The 16,766-nt window shown below is 46.3% G+C and carries 16 protein-coding genes; 6 read left to right on the forward strand and 10 right to left on the reverse strand.

What is annotated here, in order from left to right:
* The first annotated feature begins 356 nt into the window (after positions 1–356).
* Entirely contained in the window at positions 357–1,058 is a 702-nt protein-coding gene (locus DXA13_RS02950) for a hypothetical protein (protein WP_118241867.1), read from the forward strand.
* A gap of 340 nt (positions 1,059–1,398) precedes the next feature.
* Here the strand turns inward: DXA13_RS02950 and DXA13_RS21425 are convergent, their stop codons facing one another.
* The 5 genes from DXA13_RS21425 to DXA13_RS02970 form a co-directional block, all read right to left on the reverse strand.
* Entirely contained in the window at positions 1,399–1,800 is a 402-nt protein-coding gene (locus DXA13_RS21425) for a zinc-binding dehydrogenase (protein ID WP_243008936.1), read from the reverse strand.
* The gene (locus tag DXA13_RS21430) at positions 1,767–2,246 is read right to left on the reverse strand and encodes an alcohol dehydrogenase catalytic domain-containing protein (RefSeq protein WP_243008937.1); all 480 of its coding nucleotides are present in this window, start codon (positions 2,244–2,246) and stop codon (positions 1,767–1,769) included. The genes DXA13_RS21425 and DXA13_RS21430 overlap by 34 nt, the downstream gene beginning before the upstream one ends.
* A 45-nt stretch (positions 2,247–2,291) precedes the next feature.
* Positions 2,292–3,614, reverse strand: a complete 1,323-nt coding sequence (locus tag DXA13_RS02960; RefSeq protein WP_118241868.1) for a 6-phospho-alpha-glucosidase — start codon at positions 3,612–3,614, stop codon at positions 2,292–2,294.
* Positions 3,615–3,812: 198 nt separating this feature from the next.
* Positions 3,813–5,363 (reverse strand): alpha-glucoside-specific PTS transporter subunit IIBC, encoded by a 1,551-nt coding sequence (locus DXA13_RS02965; protein ID WP_118241985.1) that lies wholly within the window; start codon positions 5,361–5,363, stop codon positions 3,813–3,815.
* 231 nt (positions 5,364–5,594) lie between these two features.
* Positions 5,595–6,365, reverse strand: a complete 771-nt coding sequence (locus tag DXA13_RS02970) for a MurR/RpiR family transcriptional regulator (RefSeq protein WP_118241869.1) — start codon at positions 6,363–6,365, stop codon at positions 5,595–5,597.
* Positions 6,366–6,774: 409 nt separating this feature from the next.
* Between DXA13_RS02970 and DXA13_RS02980 the strand changes: the two genes are divergently transcribed.
* From DXA13_RS02980 to DXA13_RS22695, 5 genes are all read left to right on the forward strand, one after another.
* A complete protein-coding gene (locus tag DXA13_RS02980) occupies positions 6,775–7,455 on the forward strand; it encodes a response regulator transcription factor (RefSeq protein WP_118241870.1) in 681 nt (226 codons plus the stop codon).
* The gene (locus tag DXA13_RS02985) at positions 7,448–8,437 is read left to right on the forward strand and encodes a HAMP domain-containing sensor histidine kinase (RefSeq protein ID WP_118241871.1); all 990 of its coding nucleotides are present in this window, start codon (positions 7,448–7,450) and stop codon (positions 8,435–8,437) included. The genes DXA13_RS02980 and DXA13_RS02985 overlap by 8 nt, the downstream gene beginning before the upstream one ends.
* Before the next feature lie 82 nt (positions 8,438–8,519).
* Positions 8,520–9,209 (forward strand): ABC transporter ATP-binding protein, encoded by a 690-nt coding sequence (locus DXA13_RS02990; protein ID WP_118241872.1) that lies wholly within the window; start codon positions 8,520–8,522, stop codon positions 9,207–9,209.
* Positions 9,206–10,234 carry an ABC transporter permease gene (locus tag DXA13_RS22690; RefSeq protein ID WP_347559663.1) on the forward strand — a complete coding sequence of 343 codons (1,029 nt, stop codon included), beginning with the start codon at positions 9,206–9,208 and terminating at the stop codon, positions 10,232–10,234. Before DXA13_RS02990 ends, DXA13_RS22690 begins: the two co-directional genes overlap by 4 nt.
* 128 nt (positions 10,235–10,362) lie before the next feature.
* Positions 10,363–11,853, forward strand: coding sequence for an ABC transporter permease (locus tag DXA13_RS22695; protein WP_347559664.1), 1,491 nt, complete (start codon positions 10,363–10,365; stop codon positions 11,851–11,853).
* 22 nt (positions 11,854–11,875) lie between these two features.
* Here DXA13_RS22695 and DXA13_RS03000 read toward each other — a convergent pair whose 3' ends face one another.
* The 5 genes from DXA13_RS03000 to DXA13_RS03015 all read right to left on the reverse strand — a co-directional run bounded on the left by DXA13_RS03000 (position 11,876) and on the right by DXA13_RS03015 (position 16,763).
* The gene (locus DXA13_RS03000) at positions 11,876–13,003 is read right to left on the reverse strand and encodes an RNHCP domain-containing protein (protein WP_347559682.1); all 1,128 of its coding nucleotides are present in this window, start codon (positions 13,001–13,003) and stop codon (positions 11,876–11,878) included.
* Positions 12,931–13,248, reverse strand: a complete 318-nt coding sequence (locus DXA13_RS21435) for a hypothetical protein (RefSeq protein WP_243008938.1) — start codon at positions 13,246–13,248, stop codon at positions 12,931–12,933. Before DXA13_RS21435 ends, DXA13_RS03000 begins: the two co-directional genes overlap by 73 nt.
* A 129-nt stretch (positions 13,249–13,377) precedes the next feature.
* Complete coding sequence (locus tag DXA13_RS03005; protein WP_278287023.1) at positions 13,378–13,686, reverse strand: CD3324 family protein; 309 nt, start codon at positions 13,684–13,686, stop codon at positions 13,378–13,380.
* Between the two features lie 621 nt (positions 13,687–14,307).
* Positions 14,308–16,032 carry a carbon starvation CstA family protein gene (locus tag DXA13_RS03010; protein ID WP_347559665.1) on the reverse strand — a complete coding sequence of 575 codons (1,725 nt, stop codon included), beginning with the start codon at positions 16,030–16,032 and terminating at the stop codon, positions 14,308–14,310.
* Between the two features lie 137 nt (positions 16,033–16,169).
* Positions 16,170–16,763 (reverse strand): sugar O-acetyltransferase, encoded by a 594-nt coding sequence (locus tag DXA13_RS03015; protein WP_118241874.1) that lies wholly within the window; start codon positions 16,761–16,763, stop codon positions 16,170–16,172.
* Between the last annotated feature and the right edge of the window lie 3 nt (positions 16,764–16,766).

The following is a 16,766-nucleotide window of genomic DNA, read 5'->3' on the forward strand; positions in this document are numbered from 1 at the left end:
GAATGTGGCTGGTGGAATTTAGTCTCGCACGCAGAATTCCAGTAGCCCGTTTGCCATGTCCGGAAATCGGATTTTTTATAAGAAGTCAAACTAATTATAGCAGATATCTAGAATCTTTACGTTAAAAACCTGATAATTCAGGCTAAATTTTAAAGACCAGTGGAATTTAGTCCCGCACTGGAATTTACTTTTTCAATTCAGCTTTTCCTCAAATCCCCCTCAATTTGTGGCACAGTGTCAGAATATATGGTATAATGACCGCAAAGCGGTCATTATACCTGCGCATATCGGTTTCTGCGTTCACCGCAGAAAGCCGGGCGCACAAATTCGTTAAATAACAGGGGGAGGAACTGAATATGCCTTATTGTCCAAAATGCGACATGGAATTTATCGACGGGATCACCGTATGTACCGACTGCGGGGGGCCTCTGGTCGAATCGAAGGAAGTGGCTGATGCCATGAAAAAAGAAGAAATGGAAAAGCAGAAGGCAGAGCGCCTGGCGGCTATGGCGGAAGCCGGCTTTACACCAGACATGCTTTCGCCGGGAGAGAACGCAAAAAGGGCTGCCGCACGTACACAGTCACACGTATACGTGAATAAGTCCCAGAAGTATCAGGATATGAAATCCTCTGCTTCTGCATTTTACGGCGTAGGGGCCGTTCTCGTCGTATTGTCCGTCCTGTTATGGGCAAACGTCATCCATGTTCCGATCGAAGGGACTGCCCGTCTTTTGACCTTCGGCGTTCTGACCATTATGGGTGTCGGTTCTCTGATCGTAGCTGTTTCCACCAGCAAAGCTGCAAAGCAGATGTCCTCTCTTGTTCAGGAAGAGGAAGCAAAGACAAACACGATTGTGGAAGATTTTATAAAAAATCACTCCGCCGACTCTCTGGATGACCAGCTTCAGGGCGAACTGGACGGCCTGATTCCGGAAGAGATCAGTTTAAAACGCCTGGAACTGATCCAGGATATCCTGATCACGACACATGACATCGCAGATCAGACTTATGCCGATTCCCTAGCCGAAGAACTGTATGGGAAACTGTTTGATGAGTAATTATAATTTACAATAGAAACATAGAAGAAATAAAAGAGGGTGCCGCAAATAGGATATAGCGTTGCCATCGATACCAGATGTAATGACTTGGAACGTAATCTTGTATCGATGCAACGCTGATTTAGCCTATGCAGCACCCTTTTTTTGTATCTCTTAGATCTTTCTCAGATTTCCGGAGAAATCACGAACTTTCCCTTTGCCCTCATCTTAGGATCAGATAATATATCCTTTAATTTGTCCAAACCACAAATTTCGGCAATCATGCAGCTGACATCCAGCCTTCCCGAGTCAATCAGCTCCAACGCCCTTTTTTGTGTATATGGGTTAATATATGAGGCCTTTAGTTCCAATTCCTTTTGAAATATTTCAAAAGGTCTGACTTCAATTTCTTCATCCGCCTTGTCAGGCCGAACATCATTACCACACCCTTTGGACCGGCCAGATCTATGGCCTGCCGGATCGTGGACGGTCTTCCCACACATTCAATGACCGTATTGATCCAGTTCATTCCATTTTCTTCCAGTATCTTCTTAACATCCTTTCCTGTTGGATCGATGCATATATCAGCACCCAATTTCTTTCCCGTCAGCCTTTTGACCTCCACAGGTTCAATCAGAGCCGTCTTCGCCGCTCCCGCCAGTTTTGACAGCTGAAGCATGAGAAGACCGATCATACCGCCGCCTATGATGACCACCTGATGTCCCGGTTTTATACCACACATGTCGATTCCATGAAGCAGCATGCCACCGGTTCGGCCATGGCTCCCTGTTCAAAAGTAGTATTGGGCCCCAAGGGATATACCTGTCGTTCGTCCACGGAACAGAATTCAGCAAAACCTCCGTTTACCGTCGTTCCGTAACCTTTCATATGTTTACAGAAATGCGCTGCGCCGTTCCGGCACGGTTCACAGCTGCCGCAGTAACAGTTTGGATCGACACAAACGCGGTCGCCTGGTTTGCAGTTTTTAACTTTCTTTCCGATTGCTGCGACTACTCCGGAAAATTCATGACCCAGAATAGTCGGCGGCGTCACTTGTGCCGCTCCCTTATCGCCTTCATAAATATGGACGTCTGTTCCGCATATGCCGCAGGCTTTTACCTGAATCAGCACGTCGTGGTCTCCGACCGACGGCCTCTCGCTGTCCTCTAATCTCAAATCATGTTTTCCATAAAATACCGCACTTTTCATATGATCACCTTTTTCTATGTATTTAACAGAATGACTTGCCTGCTGTTACCGAAGTTCCGGCCAGAACTCTCTGTTTGCTTCAATCAGATCATCCAGTATTTGTTTTGCAACGGCAGCGCTCGGCACGGTTTTCGATAACGTCAATGCCTGCCACAGCTTGTGATAGCTTCCTTCTATCCATGCTTCCACAACCAGTTTTTCAACACTCACCTGCTGTTCCATGAGGCCCTTCTGAAACTGAGGTATTTTTCCCTGGGCAATCTTCTCATAGCCGTCCTTCCCTACAATACATGGAATTTCAACCATGGCTTCCGGGTCAAAATTCTCAACTGCGCCCCCATTTGGCACAATCAGAAGCATTTTTTCTTTTGTATTAAACGCCAGCGCCCTGGCCAGGTCAACAATATAGGACGCGTGATCATCCGCCTGGAACCTGCATCCTTCTGCCGTACCGTTTTTAATAATATCTCCCGCCGCAGAGAAGACTTCTTTTTCCCTGCCGTCCATAACCTGATTTGCTCTGGTATACTGCGGATCCGTATGAGCTACGACATAATCCGGATACAGGTAATATTTCAGGTAAGTATTGGGCAGCGTATCAGGGTCCACCGCGTATACATCTCTGACCTTTCTAAAAGTTTCATGCCAGCTCTGGTCCGCATGCTGGTCTTCTTCAATATTAATGTCATATCCATTTTCTGAGACATACGCTTTCAGCCGCGGCATAAGATCATTTCCATTTTTATCTTTTACTGCGGTCCACCAGCCGAAATGATTCAATCCGTAGTAGCTGATATCCAGATCCTTCTCCGACATGCCGAGAATTTTCGCCATCCGCACCATAATTCCAAGTGGCATATCGCAGATGTTGATGATTCTGGAATTCGGACGGAGGCGCCTTGTGGCCTCCGCCACTATGGCGGCCGGATTGGAATAATTCAGCATCCATGCGTTCGGACTGTACTTTTCCATATAATCCAGGATTTCCAGGATTCCTCCAATGGAGCGCATACCATAAGCAATCCCGCCTGGGCCGCATGTCTCCTGTCCTACTACGCCATATTTCATTGGAATCTTCTCATCTTTTTCACGCATCGCATACTTTCCCACGCGGATATGGGCCATAACAAAATCCGTATCAGAAAACGCGTTTGCCGGATCAACTGTATAGTAAAATTCGATCTGCGGCGCACGTTCTTCCAAAAGAATTCCACATGCTTTCGCTATGATCTCCTGTCTCTCCTTATCATTGTCATAGAGACATAACTTCCTGATCGGAAATTCTTCCTGATGATTTAACAACATCATAATAATACCTGGCGTAAATGTGCTGCCGCCTCCGGCTATTGTTATTGAAAACTGTTTCATAATTGTCCTTCCTTTCTTCTCAATGGACAGATGTCGAGGGTGTTGCAAAAGTCGAATCCGCATTGCCGCCGATACCAGATTTCGTTCCAGGCGGTGGCCAAGTCACTACATCTGGTATCGGCGGCAATGCTCTATTCCTTTTTGCAACATCTTCTGGTATCTTTAATATTGTCTAACTCTGATTTGTTTCTTTGTCTTTTAAAGACATGCTTCAAATTCTTCCCTCACCTTTGGCACTCTGAGCCCTACAATTACCTGCACAGCCTTCCCGTTTACGCTCAAACCGTGAGCTCCTATCTTTTTAAATTCAATTTCCGGACGCACAAGGCTTTCGTCTTGTACATTCACTCTGAGCCTTGTGGCGCAGTTCGTAACATCAATTATGTTTTCTTTGCCGCCCAGAAGAGTAAGAATTTGCTCTGCATAGGAACTCCCTTCTTTGGCTGCGTTTTTTTCCTTATAATCTTTTTTTGTATACAGTTTTGTCTCCATATTGTCTTCTTCTCTGCCCGGAGTCAGAAAATTAAATTTCTTAATCAGAAACCGGAACACAAGAAACCATACCATGGAAAAAGCCAGTCCTATGATTACCTGAATCACATACGTCTGCCAGTGATTCTTACCCAGAGGTATCCAGTTAAGCGACAGCCATGCAATCAATCCGTTTCCAAAGGCTCCAGACACTCCGGCCATATACATAACCGCATTAATGCAGGCACATAAGAGGGCATGAACCACAAACAGTACCGGAGCGATGAACAGGAACGTAAATTCAATCGGTTCCGTAATTCCTGTCAGCATGGCCGTAAGGGCCGCCGGAATCATCAGCGTAAGCACTTGTTTGCGTTTTTCTTTTCTTGCCGTCGTATAAAATGCGAGCGTGATTCCTATTGGAGCAAACACTTTGGCATTTCCAAACAATTCAAATCCGCCTGCCGGGAACAGCTCTTTTAAAGGCAGCGTGCTATTGGCGAACTCATTTAAATGCAACGCCCAATATGCTTCGATTCCTCCCGGCACGACTGCAGAATCCAGGGTAAACGGCGCATAGATAAAATGATGCAGTCCTGTAGGAAGCAAAATCTTTTCACAGAACGCATATAAACCTACGCCTATCGTTCCGCTTGCCTTAAATAAATCCTGAAGCGTATAGATGGCTGCCTGAACCTTCGGCCAGACTCCGGCAAACACAAACGCAACCGGAATCATAACAAAAAATCCTATCATCACTACATAACTGGATCCTGTGAAAATGCCAAGCCACTCCGGCAGTTCTTTGTCAAAATACCGGTTATGTATCCATACGACGATTCCAGAAATAATCAGCGCCCCAAACATTCCCGTATCCAGACTCTTTATTCCACAAATCATTGCAAGGCCGCTGGTTCCTCCCGCTTCCGCCAGATAATCCACTCCGAACATCGGTCCCCAGAACTGCAGAACCGCCGCCAGAAAATAATTAAACGTAACGTAGATAACAAACGCTTCCAAAACGCACCTGGCGTTTTGTTTTTTAGCCAGCCCGATCGGCAGTCCGATCACAAACAGCAGGGGCATTTGCCTGAAAACCATCCAGGCGCCTTCCTGGATCATATACCAGATCCTGTACCATATGTGGCCATCCGCTGCGATTTCCCCGAATATAGATTCATTCATAAAGAGCGTCGACAGCCCCACCATAATGCCTGCAAAAGAAAATAGCAGTACGGGTGTAAACATCGCTCCTCCAAAACGCTGTATTTTTTGCATTGCTCCTTTCACATTTCTACCTCCTCTTATTTTTTCCGGACGTCCTTCGATGGTCTCATTGTATCCGCTCTTTCACGGTTTTTCAATGGTTTGGGGCCATTTACGGAACATGTACAGCTTTCTTTCTTCTGCACATTTTCTGTACATATGACACAAAAGAAATAAAAAAACATCCAAATTCCAGATATTAAATATCCTGAAATTTGGATGTTTTTTACATCTCATGTACATCTATGATTCACATTCTGATTTTGTCTTTTCTAAATACATCAGGTACTTTACGCACAGAAGCTCCGCGATATTAAAATAAGAGCTGCAGGTTTCCAGCGATACGCCTCCTGTATTCATCAGTTTAGTAGTTGTAATAAATAAATTTTTATTGCTCATTTTAGCTACCGTGTTATTACTCAGACCTGTGATGGAAAGGATATAGACTCCTTTTCCCCTTAACTTTTTTGCTGTCTCAACAGCCAGATGATTTTCCCCGGATAAAGAAATAATAATCACAAAATCCCTCGGTCCTAAGTCTTCCATAGCCATTGTAACTTCGCTTTTTCCATATAAGGTTACGAAAAAGCGTTTTGCATTCAAAAACATTCGTTTAATCATCTGAGCCGCCGCATTCTGCACTTCTCCTGTTCCAAACACAAAGAGCCTGTCCGCCTTTGAAATATATTCGCAGATTTCGTTCATGTCTGTTTCTTTTACCGTTTGAATACACTTGGCATAATTCATGCAAACATCGTCCAGCAAAAGTGCATTTTGAATCTGCTCCTGTTCAAACTCCAGTTTTAACCGTATTTTAAATTCCCGAAAGCCTTCAAATGACAGTTTCTGCGTAAATCTGGAAATCGTTGTTCTGGATATACAGCACTTTTGGGCCAATTCAACAATAGATATGGAACAGCACTCCTTTTTATGGGACTGTATATAACGCCAGATCATCATATCATTCTCGTTCAGCTCATCAAAATTTTCATTAATCAGGTTTTCCAAACGCATAAGCTCTCACCCTCCTCAGAATATCCGCTCTACGAACATTGTACCATATCCCCTTCGGGGATACGGCGCCTCCGGCGGATTTTAGCGCCCGACTTTCTGCGGTTAACGCAGAAATCGGTATGCGCTGGTACAATGCTCGCTTTACGAACATTGTACCATATCTCTATCACATTTTAATACTTTATTCCGGCAATCGAGTTTTTTGTTTATGATCTCTCCTTTTCTCAGGAAATTATAACAGTTCAGACGCCCATCTTCTCGACTGAAAAAACGGGTCAAGAAGCGGAAATAAGATGTGCGGCATAACGCCCGGCTTGTATATTTCGTTTACAAGAAATATAATGAAGTTAATAGTGTTGCAGGTATACATCGTACTCCTGCAATCATGAAAACAAAGGATGGTAAATCAATGATACGTATTTTTTTGATTGAGGACGATCAGTCCATTTCCAAAAATCTTGTGCTCTTACTTCACTCAGAAGGATTCTCCGTTACCCTTGCCCGCACGCAGGAGGAAGCACTTTTCATAGCCGCCGGAAATAAATTTGACCTGGCCCTGGTTGACATTTCTCTTCCCGACGGAAATGGATTCGCGGTCTGTACAGAGCTCAAGGAAACTCAGGATATTCCTGTTATCTTCTTAACCGCTTCTGGCGATGAGGCCAGCGTTGTTACCGGTCTGAATATAGGCGCGGATGACTATATCGTCAAACCTTTCCGTCCTCGTGAGCTGATCGCGCGGATTAACGCCGCTCTGCGAAAAAATGCCCATGCCCCGTCGTCGTTAAACGTCTGCGGCCTCCATGTGGATACGGCCGGAGGCACCGTAAAAAAAGACGGCCGGGAAGTTTTTCTTTCGGCCTTGGAATACCGGCTGCTGCTGATATTTATAAACAACCCATCGCGTATCATCACGAGAGGCCGGCTGCTGGACGAATTGTGGGACGCCGCAGGCGAATTTGTCAATGACAATACGCTGACCGTATACATTAAACGACTGCGTGAAAAGATCGAGGACAATCCCGCAGACCCAAAAATTATTCTGACCGTCCGCGGAACAGGATATCGATTGGGGGACAAGTATGCTTAGAAATAAAGAGTTCCGGCAGTTTGCCGTTTTGTTCGTCCTTATTGCTGCCGCTACTGCCGCCTTTGGATTCACGATCAATACGGCAGCCGGAATTCTTGCCGTCGTTTCTGCCGCCGCCTTTGGAACGGCGTTTATCGTGTTTACAAAAGCCAGATATAACCGCATTGCAAAAATTTCAGAGGAAATCGATCTCGTTCTCCACAACGCCGATCATTTTTATATCAATGCGTTGGAAGAAGGAGAACTTTCCATTCTGCAGACCGAGATTGCCAAAATGACCCTACGTATCCGGGAACAGAACGCTGCTTTAAAAAAGGAGAAGGCACACCTTGCCGATTCTCTGGCCGACATCGCTCACCAGCTTCGTACTCCGCTCACTTCCGTAAATCTGATTCTGTCCCTGTTAGAAAATAATGCGGATGAACATGACCGGAAAAGGCTTCTGCGTGAGACAGAGAGTTTGCTCCTTCGTATGGACTGGCTGCTCACTTCCTTGTTGAAATTATCACGCCTGGACGCCGGTATCGTAGTATTCCAAAACAGTCAGACAGAGGTAGACAGCCTGATAGACGCCGCGCTTTGTCCGCTGATAATTCCGATGGAGCTGCGTGGTATTGACCTGAAGCTGGATATTCCGAAAGGATTAACGATTTGGGGCGACTCCGGCTGGTTGGCGGAAGCGATTCAGAATCTTCTCAAAAACTGCATGGAAAGCGCAGGCAATAACGGTAAAATTGAGATTATCTGCGTGGACAACCCACTGTTTACCAGAATTGTTATCCATGACAGCGGACCAGGCTTCGATAAGGAAGACTTATCACACCTATTTGACCGATTTTACCGTGGAAAGAACGCAAATGAGTCAGGGTACGGGATCGGACTTGCTCTCTGCAGGATGATCATAACACGTCAGGGCGGAACCGTAACCGCCAAAAATCATCCTCAAAGCGGAGCGGTATTCGATATTCATTTTCCAAAGTGACGGATCTCTCACTGAAAAGTCACCGAGATGTAAGCGAACAGCTCTATTATATCTGATATAAGTACAAGAGGAGGTACACATAATGGAGTTTTTAAAAATCGAAGATTTGTGCAAGGTCTACGGCAAAGCCGAAAATCAGGTTACTGCCCTTAACCATGTATCGCTTACAATCGAAAAAGGAGACTTTATCGCAATAACCGGCCCTTCCGGTTCCGGCAAATCCACGCTGCTGCATATCATTGCCGGTGTGGATATACCGACAAGCGGAAAGGTTTATTTGGACGGACAGGACATATATTCCCAAAATAACGAAAAACTTGCTATCTTTCGTAGACGCCAGGTTGGACTGATTTATCAGTTTCACAATCTCATCCCCACTCTGAATGTGGTAGAAAACATCACCCTGCCGATTTTGATGGACAAACGTAAGGTGAACGAAGAACGGCTGAATGACTTGCTGGATCTTTTGGGGCTTCAGGAACGGAAAAGGCATTTGCCCAATCAGCTTTCAGGAGGACAGCAGCAGCGGGTTTCCATCGGGCGCGCTTTGATGAACGCCCCGCAGGTCTGTCTTGCAGACGAACCTACAGGCAGTCTGGACAGCCGGAACGGACAAGAAATTATTGATCTTCTGAAATTAAGCCACAGAAAATATAAACAGACTCTTATTATCGTCACCCATGATGAGAACATCGCTCTTCAGGCAGACCGCATTATCTGTATAGCAGACGGCAAAGTGACGCGGGATGAAAGGCAGGTGGCGCGTACATGAATATCTTCAGCAAAATAGCCCTGCAGAGCATGAAAAAAAGCCGTGTGCGGACTGCTGTAACGGTGACCGGCGTCATACTGTCCACTGCCATGATCACGGCCGTTTCCGTATTTGTCGTTTCCCTTCAGAATTACGTGGTTAATGGAGCCATCGTAAAATACGGCGGCTGGCATGCGGCATTTTTAGATGCATCTCCCACGTTCATACAGGAGCGGAGCCACGACATCGAAGCTGCAGAAACTGCGTCATTTGAGAATATCGGCTATGCGGTACTGAAAGGAGGAAACAATCCTGGCAAGCCCTATCTCTTTATAGCCGGATTCAATAAGGAAACCTTTGATACCCTGCCCATACGCCTCATTTCAGGCAGACTGCCGGAAAACAGTAAAGAAATTCTGGTTCCGGCCCACGTCGCAGCAAACGGCGGCGTTAAAATATCCACAGGAAGCACTATTTCTCTCTCTGTTGGAAACCGCATGAGCGGGAATGAAGTTCTCAGCCAGCATACCCCTTACACCGGGATAAATGGGTCCGGAGCGTCGAAGGAAATCCTCGTACCGAAAATGCGGAAGACCTATACCGTCGTGGGCATATGTGAACGGCCTCCATTTGAAGAGTATACCGCTCCAGGATATACCATGATAACCATGGCTGAAAAATCCGGCCGGGCGGACAGTTACAGCGTATTTGTAACGCTGAAAAATCCGCGGAAGGTTCATACTTATGCCGCCAGTCTCGCCGAAAGCCGGAACTATGCCTTTAATGATGAAGTGCTGCGTTTTATGGGCCTCTCCGACGACCGGATATTCAATACGCTTTTGTACTCGGTAGGAGGTATTCTTACCGCATTAATTATGCTGGGATCCATTTTTTTAATTTACAATTCCTTTTCCATTTCGCTGAACGACCGGATACGCCAGTTCGGAATTCTTATGTCCATAGGGGCAACGAAACGTCAGCTTAGGAACTCCGTATTATTTGAAGGGCTGTGCATCGGCGCCGTCGGTATTCCGGCCGAATTCTGATTGGACTCCCCTGCATTCATTTCGTCATTTCCCTCGTGGATAAGAATTTCAGGAACATTCTCTACGACACCGTACCCTTAACCTTATCAGTATCCATTTCCTCACTTGCCTCGGCGGCCGCAGTCAGCATGGTTACCATAATTATCTCAGCCTATATTCCGGCCAAAAAAGCCGCAAGGACTCCTGTCATGGAATGTATCCGGCAGACAAACGAGATCAAAGTGGACGAAAAATCCGTGAAAACGTCAAAATTCGCGAAGCGTATATTCGGCTTAGAAGGAACCCTTGCGCTCAAAAACTTCAAGCGGAACAGACGGCGTTACCGCAGCATCGTGCTGTCCCTTACTCTAAGTGTCGTATTATTTATATCCGCGAATACCTTCGGAACTCATCTGAAGCGTGCTGCGGAACAGGCGGTTGTGGACAGCGACTATGATATCTGCTTTTCCACTGATGATATCTGTATAAATAATTTCTCATCAGATAATTTCTCAACGGAAGATTTCCATTCCGGTTGTATGAATGAGGATGAAATATTCGACCTTTACGATGAGTTAAGAACAGCCGAAGGAGTTTATGAAAGTTCTTATCAGGCTCTTTCCTCATTTTCATGTTACGTTGAAACGGATACTTTTACCGATGAATACCGGGAATCCTCCGACTACGTCCTGGCCGGCGAAAGCCTGGATCTGCCAATGGACATCCAGTTTATTGAGGACAGCGTGTATCTTCGCTTTCTTGAAAGCCTGGACTTACCGTTGGAAGAATATACAGGACGGGATGGACAAATGATCGCCGTCGCCAAGGCGAAAAGAGCGGATAACGGAAAGGGCAAAGCCAGCGGGCTGATGGATATGTTCTCAGACCGTTCCATGAATTTTCAAATTACTCCCACTACAAGGGAAGGCGCAAAGACAGGTCCGGAACAGGATATTCGTATTACATTTGTGGATACCATACCAGTTGATACGCTCCCCAAGCCCCCTTCCGAAGTGAGGCCATATGTCTTTATGGCCGTGGCTCCTTATCACATGAAAGAGACGTTTGAAGCCCCCGGCGCCCACACGGCGATGGGTCTGACCTTCCGTTCGGAGACCCCCTCTCAATCAACGTCTGAAATGGAAACCATGATTAAAAACGCAGGTATTACATCCCGGTATACGCTATATAATGTACACCAAATGCTGGAACAAAACCACAATATTCTGTTCATTATCAATCTCTTCACCTGTGTTTTTGTCATTATGATTTCACTGATTGCTGTTGCAAATGTATTCAACACGATTTCCACCAATATCAGACTACGCAGGCGGGAGCTCGCTATGCTGCGCTCTGTCGGGATGTCCGACCGTGATTTCCAAAAAATGATAAATTTTGAATGTGCCTTTTATGGCATAAGGACATTGCTGTTCGGTCTTCCTGTATCAGTGATTCTCTCCTGGCTGATATACAGAGGATTGACCGCCGGAGGAGCCGAAATCGACTTTGTATTTCCGTGGACCAGCATCGGAATCAGCGTATTCGGCGTATTCTTTATCGAGTTCATTACAATGTTATACGCCGTCGGCAAGCTAAAACGAGAAAATATTATCGATGCGCTCCTGGACGATATAACATGATACGTCATGCCAGACTTTACTTTTACCGTATTTCCGACTTGTTTGTACAGTATAGTTCCTGTATCTTATCCAACGGAAAGGGTGTTCTGGCCAACGGGCGGACCGCAATTGACATCAGAAGGGCTGGATTGTCGTCCGCCGCTATTCGATTAGAGCTGAGCTCCCCGCAAAGCCTGCACCTGTGAATAATCGCCCACTCTCCGTCTCTGCGCACCCATACGCCGATCGGATCCATGATTCCGCTGCAGAGAGAAGCACGGTCCCCCGGTTCAATATCCACATGAACGCTGGAGAGGCATTTCGGACAGTGGTTCCTGTGTCTGCTTCCCGCTCCGTCCGGCGCAACCGGCTCGCCACATTCCTTACACAGAAAACTTTCCCTGCATTCCCGGTGACGATAATCGATTTTGGGTATGGAAATCTCCGATGCCTGCCGCCCGCTTCTGGCGCTTTCAGACATTTTCCGCCAGGCGTCATACCGCTCCCGCTTAATCTTCTTCTCCCTCAGTCCCTGAATGACCTGACAGCCATCTTCGTAGGTATGTGTACAACTGCTGAAATAGCATTTTACCGCCCATCCGGCAATTTCCGGAAACGTCTCTTCCCGCTCCTTTACGGATACATTTGATAGGCAAAAGTCTCGAAATCCAGGCGTGTCGATCAGGAATGTTTCATCCGGGCCTGCATACAGCTCAGTCGTGTGTGTGCCCGGTAAATTTGTTTCTGGACGTACGTTTTCTCCTAGCGTTTCCAGAATTCCCAGAATTAAAGACGTCTTTCCACACGACCTGTCTCCAACGATAACCGTCGTCTTTCCTCTGACCTCAGGCGCCAGTTCATCCTGACATGCTCTGGCCGAACCAGCAAGTATAAAGTCCGCCGACTTCCTATACAATTCCATCTTCTCACAGAGCGCCTTCTTTATGCTTTCTCCAGCCGTATCCCACTTGCTGATAAAAACGCCGACCCGGATTCCCGCTCTTTTAGCCGCAATGATTGCCGCTTCCGCAAAACCCGCCTGCTGCATAAAATAGTCAGCTGTAACTACTGCGATAACCTGATCGGCATTCGCCGCAATCAGTATTTCTTCTCCCTTCGCTCTCCTGTCCCCTCTGTAAAGAGACGTATCTCTGGGAAGTATATCGACCAGCTTGAACTGGCCGCCGCCAAATCTTCGATTTCCGCCTTATCCCCTGCCGCAAGGAGATTCCTGCCAGCCGTAAGCACCCCCGGCACCAGGCACATAATACGATCACCATCCACTTGTGCCTGCGCCTGCTTATTCATAATTTTTATGATTATTCCTCTAATAGTACGATTGCATTCTGTATCAGAGGTATGCTTATTTACGGATTTAACTTTATTATTTGTCGATTTCATCTTTTTTGCTTTCATTCTTTTTCTCCTGATAAATCGTTTCTCGCTGTTGATAAATTTATTATAAAGCCTCCTGCATACCGCCTCAACCGTCATCTCGTTTCTGAAACGAAAAAGCGCTCCGCTAAAGGAACGCTTTTCCTGATCTTAATTTTCATTTTGTGTTTTTAATCTTGCGACGATCTTCTGTACGCTCTTCGGTGATAAGTAATACTCTTCGGAAAGGCGGGCTACTGTCATCCCATTCTGATATTTCCTGTACATTTCCGTATTCCTGGCGGACGTTTCATGCTTTCGGTTAGTCTTTTCTCCCCAGGCTCTCCTGTTTGTGTCCTTTCGCGGTACGTAAATATATCCTCCGTCGATGTAATCCTGAATTTTATCAATTAATTCCTGCGGCAGTACGTCAGCCGCTTTCATATAGCTCATTTTGCTCCTCCTAAACTTCGTTTTCAGGACTGAGCAAAGGCTATTCTATTTTGAATCTCGTTTATCTGATTCCATGCAACAGCCTTTGCTATGCATAACGAACCGATTCACACATCATAAAGCAATTCTCTCTCTTTCTATATTAAATTCCCGCAGATGCAACAGGCTGCTTCAGAGACCGTACGTCTCCGATCCAAGGACGATCACCGGCGGAATTTTGATGCACAAGGAAATTTACAACGCTCTTCTGTGCATTAAAAATGCCCGCAAAGACATACCACACCTATAACGGCGCAGAATGCTCCTGCGGGCAAAACAATTTGCTATAAACTTAAATGGATGCAGCCTGTCTGGTATGTCTTTTAAAAAGGGTAACACAAACAAACGGAGCTTTCCCGTTTCTTTGCCGCAGCAGAGTGTATTTTCCTCTGCAGCTTTCTAACCCTTTCCAATATTTAGTTGATCGTCCTAAATACAGACACAGCGGACATACAGCACCTCTTTCTAATAATTTCGTTAATTGTAACATCGATATCCCTTCTCTGTCAACCCTGTTTTTGCCGGATAAAACGACGTTATCATTTATTTATTACGCCTGCACGGCCTCACTGCTGCTTACCTGTTTCTTTGCAGCCGGCTCTTTTCCTCTCAGGCGGTTGATGCCTGAACAGCGACAATCAGTCCCAGGAGAAGAAGGAGCACTGCAAAAATCAACTGAAGCGTATTTCCAAGGTCAAGACCATTCGTGAAAAATTCCGTGCCTAAATTGTAAATCGTTATCCCCAAAGCGGAAAACGTAACTGCCAGCATGAAGAACATAGGAACCCAAAGCATGACACCCTGACGGTTTGTCTTCTTTAGGAAAACGGCACATGCGATTAGAGCGAGCGCCGACAGCAGCTGATTTGCCGAACCGAACAGCGGCCAGATCTTCGCATATCCCACCTTTGCCAGCAGGTAAGCCAGAAACAGAGTAATAACCGTGGAGAAATATTTGTTCGTAAGCACGGCTCTCACCGGTCCCATGTTCTCTTCATCAACTCCTTCATCCAGAAACAGCTCCTGGAAGGAAAGGCGTCCGATTCTCGCAACAGAGTCGAGTGATGTCAGAGCAAATGCGGATACGGCCAGATTGATCAGCGTAAATACAAGCGCGTATGGAAGTCCTGCCTTCATAAGGAAATTGGCTATTGCTCCCGCAAAAATCTGTGGCTGTGTCTTCAGACCTGCCGCCGCTGCCTCTCCATCTGCAAAGGATGCAACTGCGATCAGCGCGATTACTGCCAGCATGCTTTCCATCAGCATGGCGCCGAAGGAAACGGGAAGCATGTTTTTCTCATTCTTAATCTGCTTGGAGGCCGTACCGGAGGATACGAGTGAATGGAACCCGGATACAGCGCCGCAGGCGATCGTTACAAACAGGATCGGGAACATATACTGCCCGTTTACCGTAAACCCGTTGAAGGTATTCAGGTTGCAGGACGGGTTGGATACGAAAATCCCCAAGATTGCTGCTCCAATCATAAACACCAACAGGTAGCTGTTTAAATAATCTCTTGGCTGCAGAAGGCTCCATACGGGAACTACGGAAGCGATCATAATATATACAAAAATAATGACATGCCATGTAGAAGAGGTCATATAAACAGGGAAATTCATTCCAATTGCCACTGCTGCCACGAGCATGACAAGAGCAATACCCGTATTGACCCATTTATGTAATTTTCCGTATCTGAGTATCATTCCAAGCCCTACTGCTTCGATAATAAAGAGCATGGAAGTCGTCGCTACAGCTCCGTTTGCTTTGACTGTCGTTACAGCTCCTGCCGCATCTGCCATAAAGCCGTTAAATGTGCCGGCCACTACATCCGCAAACGCTGCAACTACAAGGATACAGAACAGCCAGCAGAACAGCAGGAAGAGTTTCTTCCCTGTCTTTCCGATATACTCTTCAATAATATAGCCGATGGTACGCCCTTTGTTTTTTACAGACGCGTACATCGCCGAAAAATCCTGGACAGCTCCGAAAAACACACCGCCCACAAGGATCCACAACAGGACTGGAAGCCATCCGAACATCGCCGCCTGAATCGGTCCGTTAATCGGTCCTGCTCCGGCGATCGATGCGAACTGGTGGCCGAATACCACATTTGTATCAGCCGGAACATAGTCCACTCCGTCGTCCATTTCGTAGGCCGGAGTCTTCGCATTCGGATCAATTCCCCACTTTTTCTCCAGATAACGGCCGTAAATCAGGTATGCGCCGCCCAGTACAACAATTGCAAGAACCATCATTGTAATTCCGTTCATAAACATTCCCTCTTTTCTTTTATTGCGTTCCATTCCCCACTCTTCAAAAAAATGGCGGGTCATGACTGACCTCACGGTCATCACGCTCTACTCTCAGGCAATGTTTTACCACTTTGTTATTTTAAAGTCAATATTCCGTGGCATACGGGTTTTTGATGGTTTGTATAACTTGAAGTTATGTATTGTTATTTTTTCTGCCGTCAATCCGTCCTGGTATGATACTTTTTCTTGTCCTCTTCTGTAATTTTCCGGATCACGCGGCATGGGCTGCCGGCTGCAATGACGCCGGACGGAATATCTTTTGTAACGACGCTTCCCGCTCCGATTACCGTATCATCTCCTATGGTCACTCCCGGAACAACCACCACATTTCCCCCGATCCACACGTTGTTTCCAATGGTAATGGGCCTTGCGATCTCCAGCCCCTGATTGCGCTGCTCTGCATCCAGTGGATGGCCGGCCGCATAAAAACCACAGTTAGGCGCAATAAAAACATTGCTGCCGAACGTAATCTTAGCCGCGTCCAGTATCACGCAGTTGTAGTTCATATAGAAATTTTCTCCAATTTCAATATTGTATCCGTAATCGCAGAAAAACGGCTGTTCAATGTGAAAGGTCTCTCCAGTTCTGCCCAGAATTCCCCTCATCTTATTCCTGCGCTCCTCCAGCCTGGACGGGCGGATCTGATTGTATTCATAGCACATGTCCTGGCAGTGCAGGCGTTCCGCAAGAATCGCCTCATCATAATTTGCATCATACAGAAGGCCTTTTGCCGCCTTTTCTTTTTCCGTCATTTA

Source organism: Clostridium sp. AM58-1XD (assembly GCF_003464085.1).
In the GTDB taxonomy this organism is placed as follows: domain Bacteria; phylum Bacillota; class Clostridia; order Lachnospirales; family Lachnospiraceae; genus Lachnoclostridium_A.